A 22,071-nucleotide genomic window follows, 5' to 3' on the forward strand; every position below is an offset into this window, starting at 1 on the left:
GAGATACGAGACACAATTACTCTTTATCGCCCAAACTGGTTAAATTTTAACAGTGACATCTACCCTGCCAGATAGGGCAAGCTATGGTTTTATATACGGAACAAGCAGCTTGGTATTAAGTTTCGCAGACAACATAGCATCGGAAAGTACGTCGTGGATTTCTTCAGCTGTGAACTAAAACTGGCCATTGAGATAGATGGTAATAGCCACTTTTCAGAACAAGCACAGGCTTACGATCATCAGCGTACACGAGACTTAAACAAGATTGGAATCAAGGTGCTTCGCTTTACCAATAATGAAGTTAATCAGAATCTTGAAGAAGTTTTGGTGAAAATCATGAATTCAATCCCCAAATAAACTTCTGTGTACGCATCCCCCTCTAACTCCCCCTTATTTCAACATTTTCGATTACCCTGCCGATCTAAGGTAAAGGGGGAGAACTTTCTTTGTTCACTTAGGTTCCTAGGCTTACTGAAACCATAAAATGTTCAATAAATCGCTAATAGGAAAGCTTACGTTAATCGCTAAAATTTGTTGTAGTCGGTATATGCTCCAACAACTACGGAACGGTTCCTCCCCTTTCCAATGAAAGCTAAAGGGATCTAGAAACCTGACATAAGGGGAGGCTAGGAGGGGATTTTACAATGAATCTAAAGAACGGCAGGCACAAAAAAACCGCTGAATAATCAGCGGTTTTTAAATTCTTTAAGAGAACGCTAAGCGTGGCTTAGAACAACTCTTCTGCAACGCGGAACAGCTCAGAACGGTCTGGGTTCTGCATGTTCTCGATACAATCGATGATGTCGTGGTGAACAAGTTCTTCTTTCTCGATACCCACACAACGACCACCGTGACCTTCTTGAAGAAGGTGAACAGCGTAGTTACCCATGCGAGAAGCCAATACACGGTCAAATGCAGTAGGACGACCACCACGTTGGATGTGACCAAGAACCGTTGCACGAGTTTCACGACCTGTTGAAGATTCGATCTCTTTAGCCAGTTCGTTAGCATCCATCATTAGCTCAGTTAGAGCGATGATTGCGTGCTTCTTACCTTTCGCAATACCATCTTGGATGTTGCTGATAAGCTGTTCTTTATCTAGGCCAGTCTCTGGAGTAATGATGTACTCACAACCACCCGCGATTGCTGACATAAGCGTAAGGTCACCACAGTGACGGCCCATGATTTCAACAATAGAAATACGTTGGTGAGAAGAAGACGTGTCACGTAGACGGTCAATTGAATCAATAACAGTGTTAAGCGCTGTTAGGTAACCGATTGTGTAGTCAGTACCCGCGATATCGTTATCGATTGTGCCTGGAAGACCGATACATGGGTAACCCATTTCAGTCAGCTTCTTAGCACCCATGTAAGAACCGTCACCACCGATAACAACAAGTGCTTCGATACCGTGCTTCTTAAGGTTCTCAATGCCTTTCTCACGAACAGCAACGTCTTTAAATTCAGGGAAACGTGCAGAACCTAAGAAAGTACCACCACGGTTGATCACGTCAGATACGCTTGAACGGTCAAGCTTTTCGATACGGTCTTCAACAAGGCCTTGGTAGCCATCGTAAATACCGTAAACTTCAATGCCAACTGATAACGCAGTACGAACAACGCCGCGAACTGCTGCGTTCATACCTGGAGCGTCACCACCACTGGTCAAAACACCGATCTTCTTAATCATGCTCACCCTCGATTTTTGGGAATCTATTATTCAATTCTTGTTCTTGCTGATTGTATATCAACAAGATTTTAAATCTATATTTGTGCGTTATGTTACATTTCCTCAACAGGAATAGCACTCAAATCGCGTAAAATTATGTAACATTTCTACTTCTGTAAGAGTATTACAGTTTTACTCAATAACTTTGTTGATTCACATCAGAATCAACATTAATTGTTACTAAGGTGGTTTTTGAATCACCTAACAGTTAATAATTTTTACTCACTTTAGTTCAAAAGCCACTCACTTACCATTTGCCCGCTGATTTTTAGCACGCATTACCACGAGTGGAATTTCTGCTGCTTCTCTGGTCCAAATACGACCGAATACGGGTCTTGGTGAATTAATACATCAGCATCAGGGAACACGGAGATAAGCTTAGCCTCTACTTCGTCAGAAATGCGATGCGCTTCAATAAGTGGGATATTATCTTCCAATTCTAGATGCAGTTGGATGAAGCGTATTGGCCCCGAGCGACGCGTTCGTAATTGATGCACACCCAACACGCCTTCCACGCTCAATGATGTCTCTTTAATCTGTTTCAGCTCATCATCTGGCAGCTTATGATCAAGCAGAGACTGAACCGCTTCCATCGCCATTTGATAAGCGCTGTACAGAATGTAGATACCTATACCCACCGCAAATACAGAGTCCGCTTGGCCAAGCCCAAACCAACTCAATGCCAGTGCCAGCATAATCGCGGCGTTCATATAAAGGTCTGATTGATAGTGCAATGAATCGGCTGCAATAGCTTGGCTACCCGTTTTGTTGACCACATGCTTTTGGAATCGAACCAAACCGAAGGTCATCACCATCGCAAATAAGCTGACATAGATACCAATCTCTGGAGAATTCAGTTCATGAGGTCGGAAGAAGCGCTCAATACCATTGAGAATAAGGAAACATGCAGAGCCTGAAATAAACATTGCCTGCGCTAATGCAGCGAGAGATTCAGCCTTACCATGACCAAAGGTGTGCTCTTTGTCGGCAGGCTGCAGAGAGTAACGAACCACGATAAGGTTAACGACAGAGGCCGCGATATCCAGCATTGAATCCACGACGGAAGCCAACAGACTCACGGAACCTGTCACCCACCAAGCTGCGACTTTCACTATCAATAAAATAGTGGCGATGGTGGTGGCTGCCCAAGCGGCGAGCGTAACTAAACGTGCGTATTCTTGTTTCATAACTTGGCTATAAAGTGACTGATAGCACAAAGTATAACCTGCAAACCACCAATTGAATATGACAGCCATGATGTAAAACATTCATTTTTAAGGATCAAAAAAAGCGACACTCGGCCGCTTCTTTCTAAACACTTTCATTCAACGCTGATTTTTCAAGCAATGAATTACTTGTCTTTGTTCATGCGTTTTTCCATTTTGTCAGCACACTTAGTCATGCGCTCTTGTTGGATTTCTTTCAGTTGAGCCTTTTGCTCAGCCGTTAGTACGCTCATCATTTCGTGTTGCTTCTTAAGCATTGCTACGCGACGCTCAGTTTGCTTCTCAACCATTTGGCTTGCTAGGTCGTTTGCTGCTGCTTCGTCAAAGTTGTCAGCCAGTACCAATGCTTGAACTTTTTCTTGGTGCGCTTTCATTTTCGCCATTTTATCGGCTTTATTGCCAGCGTGTTTTTCTTTCATCTCAGCGCGGTTCGCTTCGCGCATCTCTTTCAATTCTGTTTTTTGTGCATCAGTCAGGTCTAGTTGACGCATCACTTTCTTATCGAAGCCACCACATTTACCGTGCATGCCTTTGTGGTCGCCTTTATCGCCGCCGCCATATGCGAACGCGCTTGCTGTACCTAACATTAGTGGAAGTGCCGCAGCTGCTAGTACAAGTTTCTTAGTCATTTTCATAATTGTTGCCTCAATTCGGTATAATAAGTCATGTGTTGCGTCTGTTTCTCAGCGCTTAGATATAGATTAGTCTTTCCCTCGTAAAGTGACGTTTAGAAAGCGTAAAGAATCGTAAAGAGTGAAAGTTGACGAATAATTAGCAGTATTATTAACCTGTAAATAACCAATTAAGGCTTCCCAATGGCGAACATTCTTCTTATTGATGACGACACCGAGTTAACCAGCTTACTCAAAGACATTCTGAGCTTTGAGGGCTTCACTGTTTCCGAAGCCAATGATGGCTATGCAGGGCTGGAAGCTATCAATGATGAGATTGACCTGATTCTTTTGGATGTGATGATGCCGCGTCTTAATGGCATGGAAACACTAAAGAAACTGAGAGAAAATTGGGAAACACCAGTGCTGATGCTGACCGCAAAAGGCGAAGAGATCGACCGTGTGATTGGTCTTGAACTTGGCGCGGATGATTACCTGCCTAAACCTTTCAGTGACCGAGAGTTGTTAGCGCGTATTCGAGCTATCTTGCGTCGTACTCAAACCAACACCGCACCTAAGGCGGCCAGTGATAGAGTTCAATATCAAGACATCGAAGTCTTCCCTGGCAAACAAGAAGCCTACTGCAATGGGGAGCTCATCGACCTCACCACAACCGAGTTCGCTCTACTGAGTCACCTTATCCAAAACCCAGGGCAAGTGATCACCAAAGAAGCATTGAGCCTAGATGTATTAGGTAAAAGGCTCGCAGCGTTTGACCGTGCGATAGACATGCACATCTCCAACCTGCGTAAGAAAATTCCTGAGCGCACTGACGGTAAATCACGCATCAAAACCTTACGAGGCCGTGGCTACTTATTGGTAGAGGAAGATTAATGCGTATACCTAAAATCACCAGCTTATATGGACGTATCTTTGCTATCTTTTGGTTCACCATGTTACTGGTGCTTTTGTCGGTGCTGTCACTTCCCCATTTAGACCCTCGAGTCGCGCGAGATGTGCCCGCAGATCACCTCGATAAACTCGAGCGTATCGCTAAAATCACAGAGAAACGCTACGCCAAAGAACCTAATCTGGGCAAGATTGTCTTCCAACTGGAGGCACCACGCAGCCGCAAGGATTCTCGCGCTCGCATCTACCTGACCGATCTTGAGGGCGCAGTCCTTACCTCGAAAAGGCATTCAGACTATAAGCTAAAGGCGATTCGTAACTTTGTTACCTCGATAGATAACCCTGAAGTGCCGAAACAAAAACTGTACGGACACTACATGGTGGCAGGTCCAGTACCCATCAAACTCGCGGGTGAAGAGTTGTTGATGTACGCCGGAATAAAGTGGACTCAACCACCTCCGTTCTTGTTACGCCTGTTTGATAGACCTCTGCAGTTACTGCTTGCGGTTATGCTAGCGAGTACCCCGCTATTGCTTTGGCTAGCTTGGGCACTGAGTCAACCCGCTCGCAGGCTAGAACGCGCGGCACAACGCGTGGCGAAAGGTCAATTCGAGGTCGATCCAACACTCGAAAAAGGTACTTCAGAGTTCAGACAAGCTGGTGAAAGCTTTAACCAGATGGTAGAAGCAGTAAACCAGATGATTTCGGGGCAACAACGCCTGCTCTCTGATATCTCACACGAGCTCCGCTCGCCACTGACACGTCTTCGCATGGCCAATGCACTGGCGATTCGTAAACAAGGCGAGAGCCAAGAGTTAGAACGCATTGATACCGAAGCACAGCGTTTGGAACAGATGATCAGTGAGCTGCTGACGCTATCTCGTATGCAGGTCGACAGCCATATTACTCGTGAGGTTCAGCCTATCTCGAGCCTATGGGAAGAGATCTTAAAAGACGCAGAGTTTGAAGCCGAACAGATGGGCAAACAACTGACGTTCTCGGAGATCCCAGAACGTTCTATTTCGGGTAACCCTAAGCTACTGATGAGTGCGCTAGACAATATTACGCGTAACGCCATTTACTACGGCAAAGACCAAGTCGATGTGCAGTTCCACGTGGTGCAAGATCAGCTGACGATTTGCGTGAACGATAATGGCGATGGTGTACCAGAGGATGAGCTGGATTCTATCTTCAGACCTTTCTATCGCGTTTCCACTGCCCGTGATCGTAATACCGGCGGCACAGGTCTTGGATTAACCATTACTGAAAGTGCGATTCGCCAACACAGCGGAACCATCACGGCGACCCGCAGCCAGCTCGGTGGATTACAACTCGAAATCACCCTGCCTATCTTACCGGTGTAATACCCCCACAAAGATCGCAGTTGATAATGATTGTCATTATTATTATGGTGAGCCCTCTAATTAAGGAGGATTTACCATGTCGCACACTTTCCCTGCTTTACCCTACGCTTACGATGCCCTAGAGCCTTACATTGACGCTAAGACAATGGAAGTGCATTACAGCAAGCACCATAGAACCTACTACGATAAGTTTGTTGCGGCGGTGTCTGGCAGCGAGCTAGAACAGCAATCTCTGACCGAGATCTTTGCCAACATATCTCAGCACAGCCCTGCCGTGCGTAACAATGGCGGCGGCTACTACAATCACATCTTGTACTGGAACTGCATGTCGCAAGACGGTGGTGGTGAACCTACGGGCGAGCTTGGTGAGGCAATCAAGAGTACCTTCGGTGATTTCGAGACATTCCAAGATCAGTTCGCTCAAGCGGCGATCAATACCTTTGGCTCCGGCTTTGCTTGGCTAGTGGTAGAGCAAGGGCAACTGAAGATCATCTCAACCTCGAACCAAGACAATCCGTGGATGGATACCGTGGCGAGTGATGGCGAACCGATCCTTGCGCTCGATGTTTGGGAACACGCCTACTACATCAGCTACCAAAACCGTCGTCCTGATTACATCAATGCATGGTGGAACGTGGTGAATTGGAATGCCGTATCTGAAAACTACGCGCAAGCACTAGCGAACCAAGCTTAAGCGAATGGTGACGGTGGCGAACTGTACTCACTCAGCTTGCCACCGTATACTCGGGCTATCTTTGATTACTCTTGTGAACCAACATGTTTGATATCGCTCTATACGAACCAGAAATTGCACCCAATACGGGTAACATCATCCGCCTATGTGCTAACTGCGGCGCAAACCTGCACCTGATTGAACCGCTTGGCTTTGATTTTGAAGAGAAGAAGGTTCGTCGTGCTGGCTTGGATTACCACGACCTTGCGCGAGTTAAGCGTCACAAGAACCTAGAAGCTTTCCTTGAGTATCTTGAGAATGAACGCGAGGGTGACTTCCGCATCTTTGCCTGCACCACAAAAACGACAGGTCACCACGTTGATGCAAAATTCCAACAAGGTGATGTGTTGATGTTTGGCCCAGAGACTCGCGGGCTGCCTGCTGAATTCATCGAAAGTATGCCAATGGAACAACGCATTCGTATTCCAATGATGCCAGACGCGCGCAGCCTGAACCTGTCTAACGCAGTGGCAATCATTGCTTTTGAAGCATGGCGACAAATGGGTTTTGAAGGCGCGGTATAACCGAACACTCAAGCTTATCTTTTATCTGTTATCTGTTATCTGTTATCGATAGTAAACAGTAAGTAACAGCTAGCGACAGACAATAAAAAAGGCTCTTACCATTATCACTTTCTTGCGAAGGATAAAGGTAAGAGCCTTTTCTGTTTTCCCTCTATATAAAGAGAGAAAAAATTAATTAGTTTAAGCGGTTACGATCGTTGTCGTCGTCTTTCTTCTCAAACTCACCTTCAAAGGTGTTGCCGTCTTTTGATTGGTCAGATGGATCGCGATTGAATGGGTCTTGTCCAAATGGGCTCTGGCCAAAACCAGCTTGTCCACCGGCATGGAAACCACCAGACATGTTGGTCACCACCATTTTTTCCATCATTTTCTTGGCAATCATCGCTCTTGGTGCTGGCAATAATACCAACATACCGAGTGCGTCCGTCATAAAACCCGGAGTCAGCAGCAATACACCGGCAACTGCAAGCATCACGCCTTCAAGAATCTGTTGTGCTGGCATTTCGCCTTGTTGCAAGCGACCTTGCACAGACATAAGTGTCTGAATGCCTTGGCTACGAACCAGCGATGCACCCACAAATGCAGTGATCAAAACCAACGCAATAGTTGGCCACAATCCTAAGAAGCCACCAACTTGAATAAATAGCCCAATCTCAATGATGGGTACGAAGATAAATAGTAATAATAAGATAGGAAACACACGCCCTCCTTTGTTACTTGCAGTTTACGCTGAAAGCCCTAACAATCTCAAATTTATCCTGTAAATAAGCGTGTTTATTGACCAAGAATAACTTTGCAAAATATTGACGAAACAAAACCGAAAAAGGTGATCCACTTAATATTTTTATGCGCTAAGTACAGTATCATGTGCCACATAAGTCAGGACGGATTTATCAGCCCAATATTCTAGCGAACGGAGTATTTGCACACAGAATAGGCTAATAACTAACTATATAATCAGAATAATTATCTAAGGATCCTGTTATGGCTACTCAATCAGAAGCTCAAGTTGAAGCTCCTCAAGCTACTCGTCTCGAAGAAGATCTATTAGGTCAACGTCATGTTCCGGCTGATGCTTACTACGGCATCCACACTCTACGCGCAGTTGAAAACTTCAACATCTCAAATGTAACGATCTCAGATGTACCTGAATTCGTTCGCGGTATGGTGATGACTAAGAAAGCGGCGGCTTTAGCAAACAAAGAGTTAGGTGTAATTCCAAGCGAAGTGGCTAAATACATCATCCAAGCTTGTGACCTAATTCTAGACACGGGTAAGTGCATGGATCAGTTCCCATCGGACGTTTTCCAAGGTGGTGCTGGTACTTCTGTAAACATGAACGCAAACGAAGTTGTTGCGAACGTGGCTCTTGAACTTATGGGCAAAGAAAAAGGCCAATACGAGTTCATCAACCCGAACGACCATGTAAACCGCAGCCAATCTACAAACTGTGCTTACCCAACTGGCTTCCGTATCTCTGTTTACAACAGCGTTCGTAAACTGATTGATGCGATCGAATACCTAAAAGGTGCATTCGAGCTTAAGAGCCAAGAATTCAACACGATTTTGAAGATGGGTCGTACTCAGCTTCAAGACGCAGTTCCAATGACGGTTGGCCAAGAGTTCCACGCTTGGGCTGTAACCATCAATGAAGAAATCAAAAACCTAGAATACACTTCAAAACTACTGCTTGAAGTAAACCTAGGCGCAACGGCTATCGGTACAGGTCTGAACGCAGCACCGGGTTACAAAGGCCTAGCAGTGAAACACCTAGCAGAAGTAACAGGCCTAGAGTGTGTAGCGGCTGAAGATTTAATCGAAGCAACGTCTGACTGTGGCGCATACGTAATGACGCACGGCGCACTTAAGCGTCTAGCAGTTAAGCTATCTAAGATCTGTAACGACTTGCGTCTACTTTCTTCAGGTCCACGTACTGGTTTGAACGAGCTAAACCTACCTGAACTGCAAGCAGGTTCTTCAATCATGCCTGCTAAAGTAAACCCAGTTGTACCTGAAGTAGTAAACCAAGTTTGCTTCAAAGTTCTAGGTAACGACAACACGGTTTCTTTCGCTGCGGAAGGTGGTCAACTTCAACTGAACGTAATGGAACCTGTTATTGCACAAAGCATGTTTGAGTCTCTAGACATTCTGACAAACGCTTGTGTGAACCTGCGCGACAAGTGTGTAGACGGCATTACGGTGAACAAAGAAGTATGTGAATCACACGTATTTAACTCTATCGGTATCGTCACTTACCTAAACCCATACATTGGCCACCACGAGGGTGACATTGTTGGTAAGATCTGTGCTGAGACAGGTAAGAGCGTTCGTGATGCGGTTCTAGAGCGCGGTTTATTAACCGAAGAAGAACTTGATGACATTTTCTCTGTTGAAAATTTGATGCATCCTCAGTATAAAGCGAAGCGCTACGAATAAAGTTAGCGAGAAAGGGTTCCAAACGGAGCCCTTTTTTAGGCTCCAATACGGTTAACCATGATTATTTTGTGGATTTCCGTTGGTTGCGCTTTTGCCAAATTGAATCTAAACCATAGAACTATTATGTGAACATTCCAGCGGCGAATGTTCACATAATAAAATCTAAATGAGGTGTTACTTATGATTGCAGTAGAACTGTTTGTCGTCCTGCTCTTTATCTTTTTGGGGGCCAGAATTGGCGGTATCGGTATTGGTTTTGCCGGTGGTGCTGGTGTTATTGCCCTTTCACTTATTCTTGGCGTTCCAACAAGCCAATCTTTCATCCCGATCGACGTAATCTTGATCATCATGTCAGTTATCACCGCAATTGCTGCAATGCAAGTTGCTGGCGGTATGGACTGGTTGGTACAAATTGCCGAAAACTTTTTGCGTAAACACCCTGAACGCATCACCTTTTACGCGCCGATTGTGACCTTTGTAATGACATTAATGGCGGGTACTGGTCACACAGCATTCTCTACGCTTCCTGTTATTGCAGAAGTAGCGAAAGGCCAAGGTGTTCGTCCTTCTCGTCCACTGTCTATCGCAGTTGTCGCTTCTCAAATTGCTATCACAGCTTCGCCAATCTCGGCTGCAGTTGTGGCTTTCGCAGCAATGTTGGCACCATTTGGTGTTGATTACCTAACGCTATTGATGGTTTGTATCCCAACAACCTTCATCGCTTGTATGGTTGGTGCGGTTGTTGCTAACTACATGGGTAGCGAATTGAAAGACGATCCTGTTTATCAAGAACGTCTAGAGAAAGGTCTAATCAAGCTAGCAACAGAAGAGAAACGCGAAATTCTACCTACAGCGAAGAAAGCAACGTACATCTTCCTAGCTGCAATTGGTTTCGTGGTTTGTTACGCAGCGGCTATCTCTAGCTCTGTTGGCCTAATTGAAAACCCGGCGCTAGGTCGTAACGAAGCGATCATGTCTGTAATGCTGGCAGCAGCAGCGGCTATCGTGATGTTCACTAAGATTGATGCAGCGAAGATTTCTTCAGCACCAACGTTCCGTTCTGGTATGACGGCATGTGTATGTGTACTTGGTGTGGCTTGGTTAGGTTCAACGTTTGTAAACGCACACGTTGCTGAAATCAAAGACGTAGCAGGCGCTCTACTGGCTGACTACCCATGGATGCTGGCTCTTGTTCTGTTCTTCGCTTCTATGCTGCTTTACTCTCAAGGCGCAACAACAGTTGCACTGATGCCTGCAGCACTAGCGATTGGCGTAGCACCACTAACAGCCGTTGCTTCTTTTGCTGCGGTAAGTGCGCTGTTCGTACTTCCAACTTACCCTACGCTACTAGCAGCGGTTGAGATGGATGACACAGGCTCAACGCGTATCGGTAACTACGTATTCAACCACCCATTCTTCATTCCAGGTGTGGTAACAATCAGTACTGCGGTAGCACTCGGCTTCGCATTCGGCGGTCTGTTTATCTAACATTCGCTGGTGATTGAACATTTAAAAGGAAGCTTCGGCTTCCTTTTTTGTTTTCTGCTCAATGTGTTATTTGATACGCATCAAATAACCATTATAAACTTTAAAAACCGCCTAAAAATAAAGTTTGAATAAAATTCCAAGATTATTCTGCCTAATCATAAACAACACCTACCAAATCAATCTCCTTCCACTTCCAGTTAATCCAAAACGAATATTAATCCAAGCTAACTAACCAAAAAACCTTGACGATTTTCTGCCATTTTTTAGCCCTTTTATTAGCCATTATTTTTGTGAACAGCACCAAACTTAAATACCGGAGTAAGGAATAAAATAACCGTAGCTAAATTAAATCTAACTTCATTTGGATTAGTAAATATAAAAACAACCTTAATTTAAAGTCAGCAACTTTATATCGTTGAGTGCTTTATAAGTGTCCGTGTATTTACAATCTATAAATCATTAGTCGCTAATTCACATCACTTCTATTTAAGATGATGTAAGGAGATAGCCATGACAACTCAAACGATACCAAGCGAGAAAAAAAAGGGCGGCTTCTTTGCCAACTTTAAATTCCCTTCTGCCTACACCATTCTATTTATTCTGATTGCGTTCGTCGCACTGCTTACCTGGATTGTTCCAGCAGGCCAATACGACCGTGCAATGAATGAAGAGCTAGGCCGAGAAGTACCCGTAACCGGAACCTATCAAGCGGTAGAAGGTAACCCTCAAGGCGTGATTGATGTACTGCTCGCGCCTATTGACGGCTTCTATGACCACAATAGCTATGAAGCGGCGGCTATCGACGTTTCGCTGTTCATCTTAATCATTGGTGGCTTCTTAGGGCTAGTAACCAAAACGGGTGCCATTGATGCCGGTATCGAGCGCGTCACCGCCCGCTTAGAAGGGCGAGAAGAGTTGATGATACCAATACTGATGGCGCTATTTGCCGCAGGTGGTACCGTCTACGGCATGGCGGAAGAATCACTGCCCTTCTATACATTGCTAGTGCCGGTAATGATGGCAGCTCGCTTTGACCCTCTTGTTGCCGCTGCGACCGTACTGCTTGGTGCAGGTATTGGGGTGCTGGGTTCAACGATTAACCCATTCGCAACCGTGATCGCTGCCAACGCCTCTGGTATTCCATTTACAGACGGTATCGTGTTGCGCATTACGATGTTGATTATTGGTTGGGGTATTTGTGTTGCCTACGTAATGCGTTACGCAAGAATGGTTCAAGCCGATCCAACAACATCAATTGTCTACGACAAATACGAAGAGAACAAAGCGCACTTCTTAGGTAATGCGAGCGGCGAAAAACTTGAATTCACCGCGACTCGCAAACTGATTCTGACCATTTTTGGTGGCTCGTTCGCTGTAATGATTTATGGTGTATCCGTTGCTGGATGGTGGATGGCTGAGATCTCAGCGATGTTCTTAGCAGCAACCATCATCGTTGGTATTGTGGCTCGCATGAGCGAAGAAGAGTTTACCACCAGCTTCATTGATGGTGCCCGCGACCTACTTGGCGTTGCGCTCATCATAGGTATTGCACGTGGTATCGTAGTGGTGATGGACCGCGGTATGATCACCGATACCATTCTCTTCTCAGCAGAACAGATGGTAACGGGGCTTTCTTCGGTTATCTTCATTAACGTGATGTTCTTCTTAGAGATTCTACTGTCGTTCTTAGTGCCATCGACCTCTGGCTTAGCGGTACTGACCATGCCAATCATGGCACCACTGGCCGACTTTGCTGGCGTAGGTCGTGACTTGGTTATCACTGCGTACCAATCTGCATCTGGCTTGGTGAACCTAATCACCCCAACCTCCGCGGTGGTGATGGGTGGTTTGGCGATTGCTCGTGTCCCTTACGTGCGCTGGGTTAAATGGGTGATGCCACTAGTCGGTATATTGATGGTGTTCTGCATTGTTGTACTGAGTATTGGTGCGCTGATCTAACTAACAGCACTTCACTCCTTTCTCATCCAAAGCCGCTTCTCACAGCGGCTTTTTTATTGTTCCCTCTCAATGTAACCCTCTGCCACTGAAACAGCTCCTCAAAGCCATACACGCGATATTCAAGGTTCTTCTGTTCGTAGCCAAGCTCAACTAAACTCAAAGCACTCGCAATAGAAGAATCAATCCTACTTTTAAACATCTAATTTTCTTGATGAAATAACACTCTATTTTCAACCATGATGTTTAAACAAATAGTTAGTCACTTATTAGCGTTAATTATATTTAAAGTAATTAATAGCCTAATAAACAGACGAGGATTAATGCCCTTTTCTATCAAAAAACACACTTAAACAGCCGATTTTAAAATGTGATCGCAACAGCTTTATTCGCATTTACTTTGTTAATAAACAATTAATTCCACATCCAAAATTAAATATCTAAATAAAAACACTGCATACTTCCAAGCTAAGTACACTCTTATCAATAAAACTATTCTGCATATAATCCCTCGTAAATTAGATTCTAGTAAGTTTCGTCAAAAAAGCGTGCATAAAGTTCCCTAACTGCTAACTATTTAGAATGTATTATTCATAACTGAAAGTGCATAAAGTTTGTTAAAACCCTTAATTTTAAAGGGCTGCGGGATAAAAAACGATTTGTGATAGATCTCTAAGAATACCTGACTAGCAGGCGTAATATTAATTCCAGACAAGAGATATGAATAAATAATTCATTCTTCTCAACTGAAAATAAATAATTACTCTTAGCGATAAAAGTAATTCAAATATATAAGAGAGAGACGATCATGAGTAAGTTCTATGTAGGTTCTGAAATAGGTCAATTACGCCGCGTTCTAGTTCACCGTCCAAGACGCGCACTGACTCACCTAACACCCTCTAACTGTCACGATTTACTATTTGATGACGTACTGGCTGTTGAACGTGCTGGTAAAGAGCATGACGCATTTACTCAAACGCTGCGTGATCAAGGTGTTGAAGTTCTTCTTCTTACTGACCTACTAGCAGACACGCTAGCAGTGCCAGAAGCGAAAGATTGGCTTTTGAATCATCAAGTTTCTGATTACCGCTTAGGCAAAACCTTTGCTAACGATGTGCGCTGCTACTTGGGCGACTTACCAAACCTAGAACTAGCAAAAATCCTAACGGGTGGTCTGTCTTACGCTGAGATGCCAATGAAATCATCTTCAATGATGCAAGGCATGCACGCACCAACCGACTTCATTATCGAACCGCTACCAAACCACCTATTTACTCGTGACACATCTTGCTGGGTATACGGTGGCGTATCCATCAACCCGATGGCGAAACCTGCTCGTCAACGTGAAACCAACCACGTTCGCGCTATTTACCGCTGGCACCCAACATTTGCTGGCCAAGACTTCATTAAGTACTTCGGCGATGAAGAAAACATCAGCTACGACAACTCAACCATTGAAGGCGGTGACGTTCTTGTAATCGGTCGCGGTACGGTTCTTATCGGTATGTCTGAGCGTACAACAGCACAAGGTGTTGAGCACTTAGCATCTAGCCTATTCAAACACGGTCAAGCGAAACAAGTTATCGCAATGCAGCTACCAAAACACCGCTCTTGCATGCACTTAGACACCGTTATGACGCACATGAACGAAGATACGTTCTCTGTTTACCCTGAAGTGGTGAGTAAAGACGTACAGTGTTGGAACCTAACTGGTGATGAGTCTGGCGCAGTGAAAGTGAAAGAAGAAGGCTACTTCGTAACAGCTATCGAAAAAGCACTTGGCGTAGACAAGCTAAACCTAATCACGACCGGTGGTGACAACTTCCATGCAGAACGTGAGCAGTGGAACGATGCAAACAACGTTCTAACGGTTAAACCTGGCGTTGTGATTGGCTACGAAGGCAACACCTACACCAATGAAAAATACGATAAAGCAGGCATCACAGTTCTTCCTATCCCTGGAGATGAACTTGGCCGCGGTCGCGGTGGCGCACGCTGCATGAGCTGCCCAATTGAGCGTGATGGTATCTAATCACTAAGACGAAAACGGCCAAGTTGAATGATCTTAAATAATCTCAGCTTGGCCAAAATGAGAGAACACAATTATGACTAAGCAAACTGTCGTTGTTGCACTCGGCGGTAATGCCTTACTTCGTCGCGGTGAGCCGTTAGAAGCCGATGTTCAACGCCGTAATATTGAAACAGCGGTTAAAACCATCTCTGAAATCGCGAAAGTGTACAACGTGGTTCTAGTACATGGTAATGGCCCACAAGTTGGTTTACTGGCTCTGCAAGGTTTGGAATACAAAAAAGTAAACCCGTATCCGCTAGATGTATTGGGCAGTGAGACTCAAGGCATGATCGGCTATATGCTGATGCAAGAGTTCAAGAACTATCTACCTAACCGCAACATCTCGTGCATGTTGACGCAAATGACCGTTGATCCAAACGATCCTGCATTCGCCGATCCAACGAAGCCGATTGGCCCGATCTACGAAGAAGCGGAAGCGCGTGAATTGGCGGAGAAATTCCACTGGATCGTCAAACCAGACGGCCAACACTTCCGTCGCGTTGTGCCAAGCCCACGCCCTACTGGCATTGTTGAGCACGAAGCGATCACCCAACTTATCGATGCAGGCCACCTAGTGATTTGTACTGGCGGCGGTGGCATCCCAGTGAAAAAAGAGAACGGCAAATTAGTGGGTGTTGAAGCGGTTATCGACAAAGACATGTCAGCGGCTTTCTTAGCGAAACAACTGGATGCGGATGCACTGCTTATTTTGACCGACGCGGACGCTGTGTACCTGGATTGGGGCAAACCGACTCAACACGCACTGCGCAGCACCACACCAAGTGAACTGGCGCAATTCGAATTTGATGCAGGCTCAATGGGGCCAAAAATTGAAGCATCGTGCGAATTCATTCAGCAAGGCGGCAAGGTCGTCGGTATTGGCGCACTCGAAGATGGTTTGCAAATCCTGCAAGGCTTGGCGGGCACCAACATCACCAAAGATTAATCTACTCGCGAGCTTTTCAAACCTTGCGAGAAAACTGAATCACCGTTTGAACTGAAATTAATACACAAAAATTGAATCGCGCTTTCTTGAATTTTCTTTCCCTGTAACAAGAAAGCGCCTAAATCTAAGAAGGAATACATCATGGCTTTTAACCTACGCAATCGTAACTTCCTAAAACTACTAGATTTCACTCCACGCGAAATTCAACACTTGTTAGATCTTTCTATGGAGCTAAAAAAAGCGAAGTACAACGGTTACGAACAGCCAACACTAACTGGCAAAAACATTGCGCTTATCTTTGAGAAAACCTCAACTCGTACTCGCTGTGCATTCGAAGTAGCGGCATTCGACCAAGGCGCTCGCGTGTCTTACTTAGGCCCATCTGGCTCTCAAATTGGCCACAAAGAATCAATGAAAGATACCGCTCGCGTTCTTGGCCGTATGTACGATGGCATTGAATACCGCGGCTTCGGTCAAGAAATCGTTGAAGAGCTCGGCGCTTACGCTGGAGTTCCAGTATGGAATGGTCTGACTGACGAATTCCACCCTACACAAATTCTTGCTGACTTCCTAACCATGACGGAATACGGCCGTGGTAAACAACTGCATGAAATCAGCTTTGCTTACCTAGGTGATGCTCGCAACAACATGGGTAACTCTCTGATGGTTGGCGCAGCGAAAATGGGCATGGACATTCGCCTTGTTGCTCCAAAACAGTTCTGGCCACAAGAAGAACTATTGGCTCAGTGTCGTGAAATCGCAGAGCACACAGGTGGCAAAATTACACTGACTGAAGATGTTCAAGAAGGCGTGCAAGGTTGTGACTTCCTGTACACCGACGTTTGGGTATCTATGGGTGAAGCGAAAGAAGCATGGGCTGAGCGTATCAACCTAATGATGCCTTACCAAGTGAACATGGAAATGCTGAAGGCAACGGGTAACCCACATGTGAAATTCATGCACTGTCTGCCAGCTTTCCATGGCGAAGATACCACGGTAGGCAAACAACTTGCGGCTGAATATCCACAGCTAAAAGACGGTGTGGAAGTGACTGATGAGGTAGTTGAGTCTGAATACTCTATCGTGTTCGATGAAGCTGAAAACCGCATGCACACCATCAAAGCAGTAATGGTTGCAACACTAGGCAGTTAATTACCTAAACAGCTAAGAATCGAAACAACTAAGAAGTTAAGCACTCACTTGTTCGCGAGACATTGACAAGTTAAGTGTAATGACAGGGAAATGCGGGCGGCGAACTTGGGATTTAGCCCTTGGATAAAGCCCGCATTTTTTTTCATGTACTTGAGGGCATTATCGCCCCAAAAACCCTGAGATTTTCTGTTTCAACAAAGGCTTAAATCAAAGCAAAATGTAGAGGTTATTTCGCATAAAAATCCATTAAATGAATACTTTACAGAAAGTATTGCATGCCGTTTTTATCTGAGTATAATCCTCCGCAATTTGTCTTAAGAGAGCAAAAAATGAACTGCAATTCTGTCGCACATGATTGTCAAACTACACGCCAAAGAGTGGCGGTGGTGTCATTTTTATTTTGCTCTATTGATCGTTTCGAAGCCTCCTATTTTTAGGGGGCTTTTTTTTGTCCGCAATTTGACTGTATGCATAGAAGGAAGACCCGTTATGGCGCATTCGTTATTTAACAAGCACATCATCTCCATACCTGAGCTCACTCGTAATGAACTGGAGCTTATCGTCGACACAGCAGCAAGACTCAAGGCCGAGCCAAACCCAGAGTTGCTGAAAAATAAAGTCGTTGCGAGCTGCTTCTTTGAGCCTTCAACTCGAACTCGCCTTTCATTTGAGACCGCCGTCCAGCGCCTTGGTGGCACGGTCATTGGCTTTGATAATGGCGGTAACACCTCACTGGCGAAGAAAGGCGAAACACTTGCCGATTCAGTGCAGGTTATTTCATCCTACGTCGATGCCTTTGTAATGCGTCACCCACAAGAAGGGGCAGCACGTTTAGCGTCTGAATTTTCTAACGGTGTGCCGGTAGTAAACGGCGGCGACGGTGCTAACCAGCACCCGACGCAAACCTTGCTGGACCTGTTCTCGATTTACGAAACACAAGGCACGCTCGATAACCTCAATGTGGCGTTCGTCGGCGACCTAAAATATGGCCGTACCGTGCACTCATTGACCCAAGCACTATCGAAATTCAATAACGTGCGTTTCTTCTTTATCGCGCCAGAAGTCTTAGAGATGCCAGATTACATCTGTGAAGAATTGGAAGAGATGGGCATCCAATACAGCACTCACAGCAGCATTGAAGAAGTCGTGCCGGAACTGGATGTTCTGTACATGACTCGCGTGCAGAAAGAGCGCTTTGATGCGTCGGAATACGCACACATGAAATCGGCTTACATCCTCACCGCCGATACATTGAAAGACGCTCGTCAAAACATGAAGGTACTTCACCCGCTGCCACGCGTCGACGAAATCACCACCGACGTTGATAAAACGCCACACGCTTACTACTTCGAACAAGCTGAAAACGGTGTATACGCTCGCGAAGCCCTATTGGCCCTAGTTCTTAACGACACTTTATAAGCAGGAGAAACAGTCATGGTTAAACAAACTCAGCTACAAGTAGAAGCGATCCGTAACGGCAGCGTGATTGACCACATCCCTGCTCACCTTGGTATCAAAATCCTTAAACTGTTTAAGCTACACAAGACAGAACAGCGCATCACTATGGGCTTAAACCTGCCATCATCGGCACTTGGCCATAAAGATCTAATCAAGATTGAGAACATCTTCCTGACCAAGGAACAAGCCAACCAATTGGCTCTTTATGCTCCGCAGGCAACGGTCAATCAGATTGAAGAGTATAAAGTGGTTAATAAGCTAACCCTTGTGCTGCCAGAGCAAATCCACAGTGTCTACTCTTGCCCGAATAGCAACTGTATTTCGCACGGTGAACCTGTCGAAAGCAGCTTTAAAGTGCAGCTAAAACAGGAAAACGTGCAGCTAAAATGTCACTACTGTGAAAAAGTATTCTCTCGCGAGATCATGAGTGAAATTCGCTAACCCTTAGCGCCATTATCACGGTCTCCAAAGCACCCTAATACCGATGGATATTTATGCCAAACTTGGAATAAATATCCATTTAACAAAAGAATAAAACTCCAAAATAAAAGCAATTAACTAGAATTTTATTTGGTGATCCCCTTCAAAAAGACAACTATCCTTTAGTGGTAGACTCAATGGGTAGACGATCATACATCACGCATACCTTCCCTCTTTATTTCGGGATTCATCGGTAAGCCCTATTTAACAATCGTACTCTACGGCTTTGGGAGTACGCTCGGCGCTATGGACAAGCGATAACCACATGTTGACCTTAAGGAGTTGTTCATGAACCCAATCACTGAGCACGGTTGCTTGTATTCAGCTGAAGATAAAACACTGACTGCAGCGTGCAAACGCTTACTACAACAACAAAGCTTCTCGACCCAAAATCAACTGCGAGAGAAACTCGTCGATATTGGCTATACCGGTATCAGCCAATCGACCGTATCTCGTATTTTGTCACAGCTTGGCGTTGTCAAAATTCAGAATGCTTGCGGTAAAAAGGTTTACTGCATCACGGTTGAAAGTGCACCGGTTCGTGTCGATGCATCCATCTCATCGCAAATCGAATTCATCACTCATAACCAAGCGATGGTCATCGTAAAAACTCATCCAGGTTGTGCGCAATTAGTCGCAAGATTAGTTGATATCGACCCACATACTGAGATTATCGGCACCGTTGGCGGCAATGATACTGTGCTTATTATTCCAAAAGATACGATGAATATTGATGCTTGCGAACAAGTAGTAAAAGCACGCTTGGGTGTAGCTTAAATGTCTCTTTTACAAAGGCAAGTCACTCAAGTTGAATTGCAGCTCCCCACTCGATTACCCAATAAAATCGCTATCCCGCCTTAGGGGATATTTGTTTGCCGATGAAACTAATAGCAAACTATTACGGTCTGATTGAGTTAAGATACCTTCAACTCCATTTTGATGACTAAATAGTATGCGACGACTTGCCACATTACTTTTTGTTTGTGTTTCCCTATTCACCCAGCCTGCGTGGGCGCTATTTGGGAACGACAACGCCGAGCCAAGCTTCGGAGGCAATAACAATGGTTTTGTCCCTGTAGACCAAGCTTTCCCTTTCAATTACTACCAGCAAGACGACAAAGTCCTTCTCGACTGGCAAGTAAAAGAGGGCTACTACCTCTATCAACATAGCCTCTCGTTCACCGGGCAAAATCTCGCTATCGGTAATGTTGAATTAGAAGATGGTAAGCCGCACCAAGATGAATTCTTCGGTGAGGTGAGCATTTATACTCAGCCGTTATTCGTGCAAGTTCCTCTGCAGAGTTACCAAGATGGCTCACAGCTGATCGTTAAGTATCAAGGCTGTGCGGACGCAGGGTTCTGCTACCCACCAGAGACTCGTATCATCGACATTGAACCTTTCACAGCAACAGGTTCTGCTAATTCGCAAGGTAGTGACTCACAAGCTTCATCTTCTGCTGGCAACGAAACCGATGTTTCTACGCAACCAACATCTCCGAAAGCAGACGTTGTAAGTAACACGACTCAACAGCCAAATGCCCCTGTTTCAAAAGAAGCAGGCTTAGCCGATAAGCTCGGTGACAGTTGGTGGACCCCTCTATTATTCTTAGCACTCGGTGTTGGTTTAGCCTTTACGCCGTGTGTGCTGCCTATGTATCCGATTCTAACGGGTATCGTTTTAGGTGGTGGCAAACTCAGCCAAGGTCGCGCGCTGATGCTGTCCTTTATTTACGTGCAAGGCATGGCGTTAACCTACACCTTATTAGGTTTAGTGGTTGCTTCAGCAGGCATGCAGTTCCAAGCCGCTATGCAGCACCCTTACGTGCTGATCGCGCTGAGTGTTCTGTTCGTGGCGTTGGCAATGTCGATGTTTGGCGTTTATAACCTGCAACTGCCAAACAGCATTCAAACTTGGCTCAACAATCAAAGCAATAAGCAGCAAGGTGGCAATACCTTGGGCGTATTCGCAATGGGCGCTATCTCTGGTTTAGTGTGTTCACCTTGTACCACGGCGCCATTGTCAGGCGCGCTGCTGTATGTGGCTCAGAGTGGCGACCTATTTACCGGTGCGATTGCTCTGTATGCATTAGCCATGGGTATGGGTATTCCGCTGATTTTAGTTGCGGTATTTGGTAATAAGCTATTGCCTAAAGCGGGCAGCTGGATGGACAAGGTGAAGATCGTATTCGGCTTTATCTTGCTGGCAGCACCTATCTTCCTGCTAGAGCGCATCATTCCTGAATTGTGGGCAACCGTGCTTTGGTCTGGCCTTGGCTTCATCGCCTTTGGTTGGCTGTACCATAGCAAGAATGCACTGCCATTCGGCGGCTGGAAGCAGAGTGCGGTAGGCATCATCGCGATGCTTGGCCTGTTCGCATCAGCTCAACCTGCGCTCAATTACTGGTTTGCAGAAAAGAGCGTGACGGTAGAACAACACATCCAATTTGCACGCATCAACACGGTTGAAGAACTAGAAATCCAGCTCATCGAAGCGAAGAAACTCGGTAAGCCTGTGATGCTCGACTTCTACGCCGATTGGTGTGTGGCGTGTAAAGAGTTCGAGAAGTACACCTTCCATCAAGCTGATGTGGAAAACAAGCTTTCTGACTTTGTACTGCTACAAGCCGATGTAACGAGAAACATGCCTCAAGACATTGAACTGCTTAAACAATTACAGGTACTTGGCTTACCGACGATTGAGTTCTGGGATGGCGAGGGTAACCATGTTCCAAATGCTCGTGTAACCGGTTTTATGCCTGCTGATGTATTCTTAAAACACATGCAAAACCACCAGCTATAACGGCAATATTCACTAAAATATAAGCCGAATCGAAAGCCGCACCGCCCCTCCGTAACGAGATGGCAGTGCGGCTTTTTTGCTATTCAGAGTAACGCTTTCTTATTCCGGGGATAAAAGTCGATATGGTTCAGACTTTTAATGCATAGATATTGTCCACATACTCAATCAGGATGATAATAAATATTAAC

At 45.3% G+C, this 22,071-nt stretch carries 18 protein-coding genes and 1 pseudogene; 15 read left to right on the top strand and 4 right to left on the bottom strand.

What is annotated here, in order from left to right; genetic code table 11:
• Window positions 1-90 precede the first annotated feature (90 nt).
• Window positions 91-357 (top strand): annotated as a pseudogene (locus AB4167_RS05880) (endonuclease domain-containing protein); the annotation flags it as partial.
• Between the two features lie 370 nt (window positions 358-727).
• Here the strand turns inward: AB4167_RS05880 and pfkA are convergent.
• From pfkA to AB4167_RS05895, 3 genes are all read right to left on the bottom strand, one after another.
• Window positions 728-1,690 (bottom strand): 6-phosphofructokinase, encoded by a 963-nt coding sequence (gene pfkA, locus AB4167_RS05885; RefSeq protein WP_017061160.1) that lies wholly within the window; start codon window positions 1,688-1,690, stop codon window positions 728-730.
• Window positions 1,691-2,007: 317 nt separating this feature from the next.
• A complete protein-coding gene (fieF, locus tag AB4167_RS05890) occupies window positions 2,008-2,916 on the bottom strand; it encodes a CDF family cation-efflux transporter FieF (RefSeq protein WP_136977490.1) in 909 nt (302 codons plus the stop codon).
• Window positions 2,917-3,080: 164 nt separating this feature from the next.
• Entirely contained in the window at window positions 3,081-3,590 is a 510-nt protein-coding gene (locus AB4167_RS05895; RefSeq protein ID WP_372136283.1) for a CpxP family protein, read from the bottom strand.
• Between the two features lie 180 nt (window positions 3,591-3,770).
• Between AB4167_RS05895 and AB4167_RS05900 the strand changes: the two genes are divergently transcribed.
• The 4 genes from AB4167_RS05900 (at window position 3,771) to trmL (ending at window position 7,096) form a co-directional block, all read left to right on the top strand.
• Window positions 3,771-4,460 carry a response regulator gene (locus tag AB4167_RS05900; RefSeq protein ID WP_017061163.1) on the top strand — a complete coding sequence of 230 codons (690 nt, stop codon included), beginning with the start codon at window positions 3,771-3,773 and terminating at the stop codon, window positions 4,458-4,460.
• Window positions 4,460-5,839, top strand: a complete 1,380-nt coding sequence (gene cpxA, locus AB4167_RS05905) for an envelope stress sensor histidine kinase CpxA (RefSeq protein ID WP_372136284.1) — start codon at window positions 4,460-4,462, stop codon at window positions 5,837-5,839. The genes AB4167_RS05900 and cpxA overlap by 1 nt, the downstream gene beginning before the upstream one ends.
• A 76-nt stretch (window positions 5,840-5,915) precedes the next feature.
• Window positions 5,916-6,533: a superoxide dismutase gene (locus AB4167_RS05910; RefSeq protein WP_017061165.1), complete on the top strand. Its 618-nt coding sequence runs from the start codon at window positions 5,916-5,918 to the stop codon at window positions 6,531-6,533.
• Window positions 6,534-6,616: 83 nt separating this feature from the next.
• Complete coding sequence (gene trmL, locus AB4167_RS05915; protein ID WP_009844716.1) at window positions 6,617-7,096, top strand: tRNA (uridine(34)/cytosine(34)/5-carboxymethylaminomethyluridine(34)-2'-O)-methyltransferase TrmL; 480 nt, start codon at window positions 6,617-6,619, stop codon at window positions 7,094-7,096.
• A 175-nt stretch (window positions 7,097-7,271) separates the two neighbouring features.
• Here trmL and AB4167_RS05920 read toward each other — a convergent pair whose 3' ends face one another.
• Window positions 7,272-7,796 (bottom strand): FxsA family protein, encoded by a 525-nt coding sequence (locus tag AB4167_RS05920; protein ID WP_012604974.1) that lies wholly within the window; start codon window positions 7,794-7,796, stop codon window positions 7,272-7,274.
• 284 nt (window positions 7,797-8,080) lie between these two features.
• Between AB4167_RS05920 and aspA the strand changes: the two genes are divergently transcribed.
• The 10 genes from aspA to AB4167_RS05970 all read left to right on the top strand — a co-directional run bounded on the left by aspA (window position 8,081) and on the right by AB4167_RS05970 (window position 21,883).
• Window positions 8,081-9,532 (top strand): aspartate ammonia-lyase, encoded by a 1,452-nt coding sequence (gene aspA / locus AB4167_RS05925; protein WP_372136285.1) that lies wholly within the window; start codon window positions 8,081-8,083, stop codon window positions 9,530-9,532.
• 180 nt (window positions 9,533-9,712) lie between these two features.
• On the top strand, window positions 9,713-11,020 hold the full coding sequence (locus AB4167_RS05930) for an anaerobic C4-dicarboxylate transporter (protein ID WP_017061168.1): 1,308 nt from the start codon (window positions 9,713-9,715) through the stop codon (window positions 11,018-11,020).
• Between the two features lie 510 nt (window positions 11,021-11,530).
• Complete coding sequence (locus tag AB4167_RS05935) at window positions 11,531-12,979, top strand: YfcC family protein (RefSeq protein ID WP_372136286.1); 1,449 nt, start codon at window positions 11,531-11,533, stop codon at window positions 12,977-12,979.
• Between the two features lie 805 nt (window positions 12,980-13,784).
• Entirely contained in the window at window positions 13,785-15,008 is a 1,224-nt protein-coding gene (gene arcA / locus AB4167_RS05940; RefSeq protein ID WP_017062724.1) for an arginine deiminase, read from the top strand.
• Window positions 15,009-15,081: 73 nt separating this feature from the next.
• Entirely contained in the window at window positions 15,082-15,993 is a 912-nt protein-coding gene (gene arcC, locus AB4167_RS05945; RefSeq protein ID WP_019821541.1) for a carbamate kinase, read from the top strand.
• A 141-nt stretch (window positions 15,994-16,134) separates the two neighbouring features.
• Window positions 16,135-17,145: an ornithine carbamoyltransferase gene (locus AB4167_RS05950; protein WP_017062722.1), complete on the top strand. Its 1,011-nt coding sequence runs from the start codon at window positions 16,135-16,137 to the stop codon at window positions 17,143-17,145.
• A 489-nt stretch (window positions 17,146-17,634) separates the two neighbouring features.
• A complete protein-coding gene (gene pyrB / locus AB4167_RS05955) occupies window positions 17,635-18,564 on the top strand; it encodes an aspartate carbamoyltransferase (protein WP_017062721.1) in 930 nt (309 codons plus the stop codon).
• A 15-nt stretch (window positions 18,565-18,579) separates the two neighbouring features.
• Window positions 18,580-19,044, top strand: a complete 465-nt coding sequence (pyrI, locus tag AB4167_RS05960) for an aspartate carbamoyltransferase regulatory subunit (protein WP_017062720.1) — start codon at window positions 18,580-18,582, stop codon at window positions 19,042-19,044.
• A 327-nt stretch (window positions 19,045-19,371) separates the two neighbouring features.
• Window positions 19,372-19,860: an arginine repressor gene (locus AB4167_RS05965; RefSeq protein ID WP_017063664.1), complete on the top strand. Its 489-nt coding sequence runs from the start codon at window positions 19,372-19,374 to the stop codon at window positions 19,858-19,860.
• A 175-nt stretch (window positions 19,861-20,035) separates the two neighbouring features.
• On the top strand, window positions 20,036-21,883 hold the full coding sequence (locus tag AB4167_RS05970; protein WP_372125073.1) for a protein-disulfide reductase DsbD: 1,848 nt from the start codon (window positions 20,036-20,038) through the stop codon (window positions 21,881-21,883).
• Window positions 21,884-22,071: the final 188 nt, after the last annotated feature.

Origin of the sequence: Vibrio sp. 10N.286.49.E11 (assembly GCF_041469505.1) — a bacterium.
In the GTDB taxonomy this organism is placed as follows: Bacteria; Pseudomonadota; Gammaproteobacteria; order Enterobacterales; family Vibrionaceae; genus Vibrio; species Vibrio crassostreae_C.

Coding starts and splice junctions, on each gene's coding strand:
- pfkA (WP_017061160.1), bottom strand. CDS start 1,690: ATGATTAAGAAGATCGGTGTTTTGACCAGTGGTGGTGACGCTCCAGGT.
- fieF (WP_136977490.1), bottom strand. CDS start 2,916: ATGAAACAAGAATACGCACGTTTAGTTACGCTCGCCGCTTGGGCAGCC.
- AB4167_RS05895 (WP_372136283.1), bottom strand. CDS start 3,590: ATGAAAATGACTAAGAAACTTGTACTAGCAGCTGCGGCACTTCCACTA.
- AB4167_RS05900 (WP_017061163.1), top strand. CDS start 3,771: ATGGCGAACATTCTTCTTATTGATGACGACACCGAGTTAACCAGCTTA.
- cpxA (WP_372136284.1), top strand. CDS start 4,460: ATGCGTATACCTAAAATCACCAGCTTATATGGACGTATCTTTGCTATC.
- AB4167_RS05910 (WP_017061165.1), top strand. CDS start 5,916: ATGTCGCACACTTTCCCTGCTTTACCCTACGCTTACGATGCCCTAGAG.
- trmL (WP_009844716.1), top strand. CDS start 6,617: ATGTTTGATATCGCTCTATACGAACCAGAAATTGCACCCAATACGGGT.
- aspA (WP_372136285.1), top strand. CDS start 8,081: ATGGCTACTCAATCAGAAGCTCAAGTTGAAGCTCCTCAAGCTACTCGT.
- AB4167_RS05930 (WP_017061168.1), top strand. CDS start 9,713: ATGATTGCAGTAGAACTGTTTGTCGTCCTGCTCTTTATCTTTTTGGGG.
- AB4167_RS05935 (WP_372136286.1), top strand. CDS start 11,531: ATGACAACTCAAACGATACCAAGCGAGAAAAAAAAGGGCGGCTTCTTT.
- arcA (WP_017062724.1), top strand. CDS start 13,785: ATGAGTAAGTTCTATGTAGGTTCTGAAATAGGTCAATTACGCCGCGTT.
- arcC (WP_019821541.1), top strand. CDS start 15,082: ATGACTAAGCAAACTGTCGTTGTTGCACTCGGCGGTAATGCCTTACTT.
- AB4167_RS05950 (WP_017062722.1), top strand. CDS start 16,135: ATGGCTTTTAACCTACGCAATCGTAACTTCCTAAAACTACTAGATTTC.
- pyrB (WP_017062721.1), top strand. CDS start 17,635: ATGGCGCATTCGTTATTTAACAAGCACATCATCTCCATACCTGAGCTC.
- pyrI (WP_017062720.1), top strand. CDS start 18,580: ATGGTTAAACAAACTCAGCTACAAGTAGAAGCGATCCGTAACGGCAGC.
- AB4167_RS05965 (WP_017063664.1), top strand. CDS start 19,372: ATGAACCCAATCACTGAGCACGGTTGCTTGTATTCAGCTGAAGATAAA.
- AB4167_RS05970 (WP_372125073.1), top strand. CDS start 20,036: ATGCGACGACTTGCCACATTACTTTTTGTTTGTGTTTCCCTATTCACC.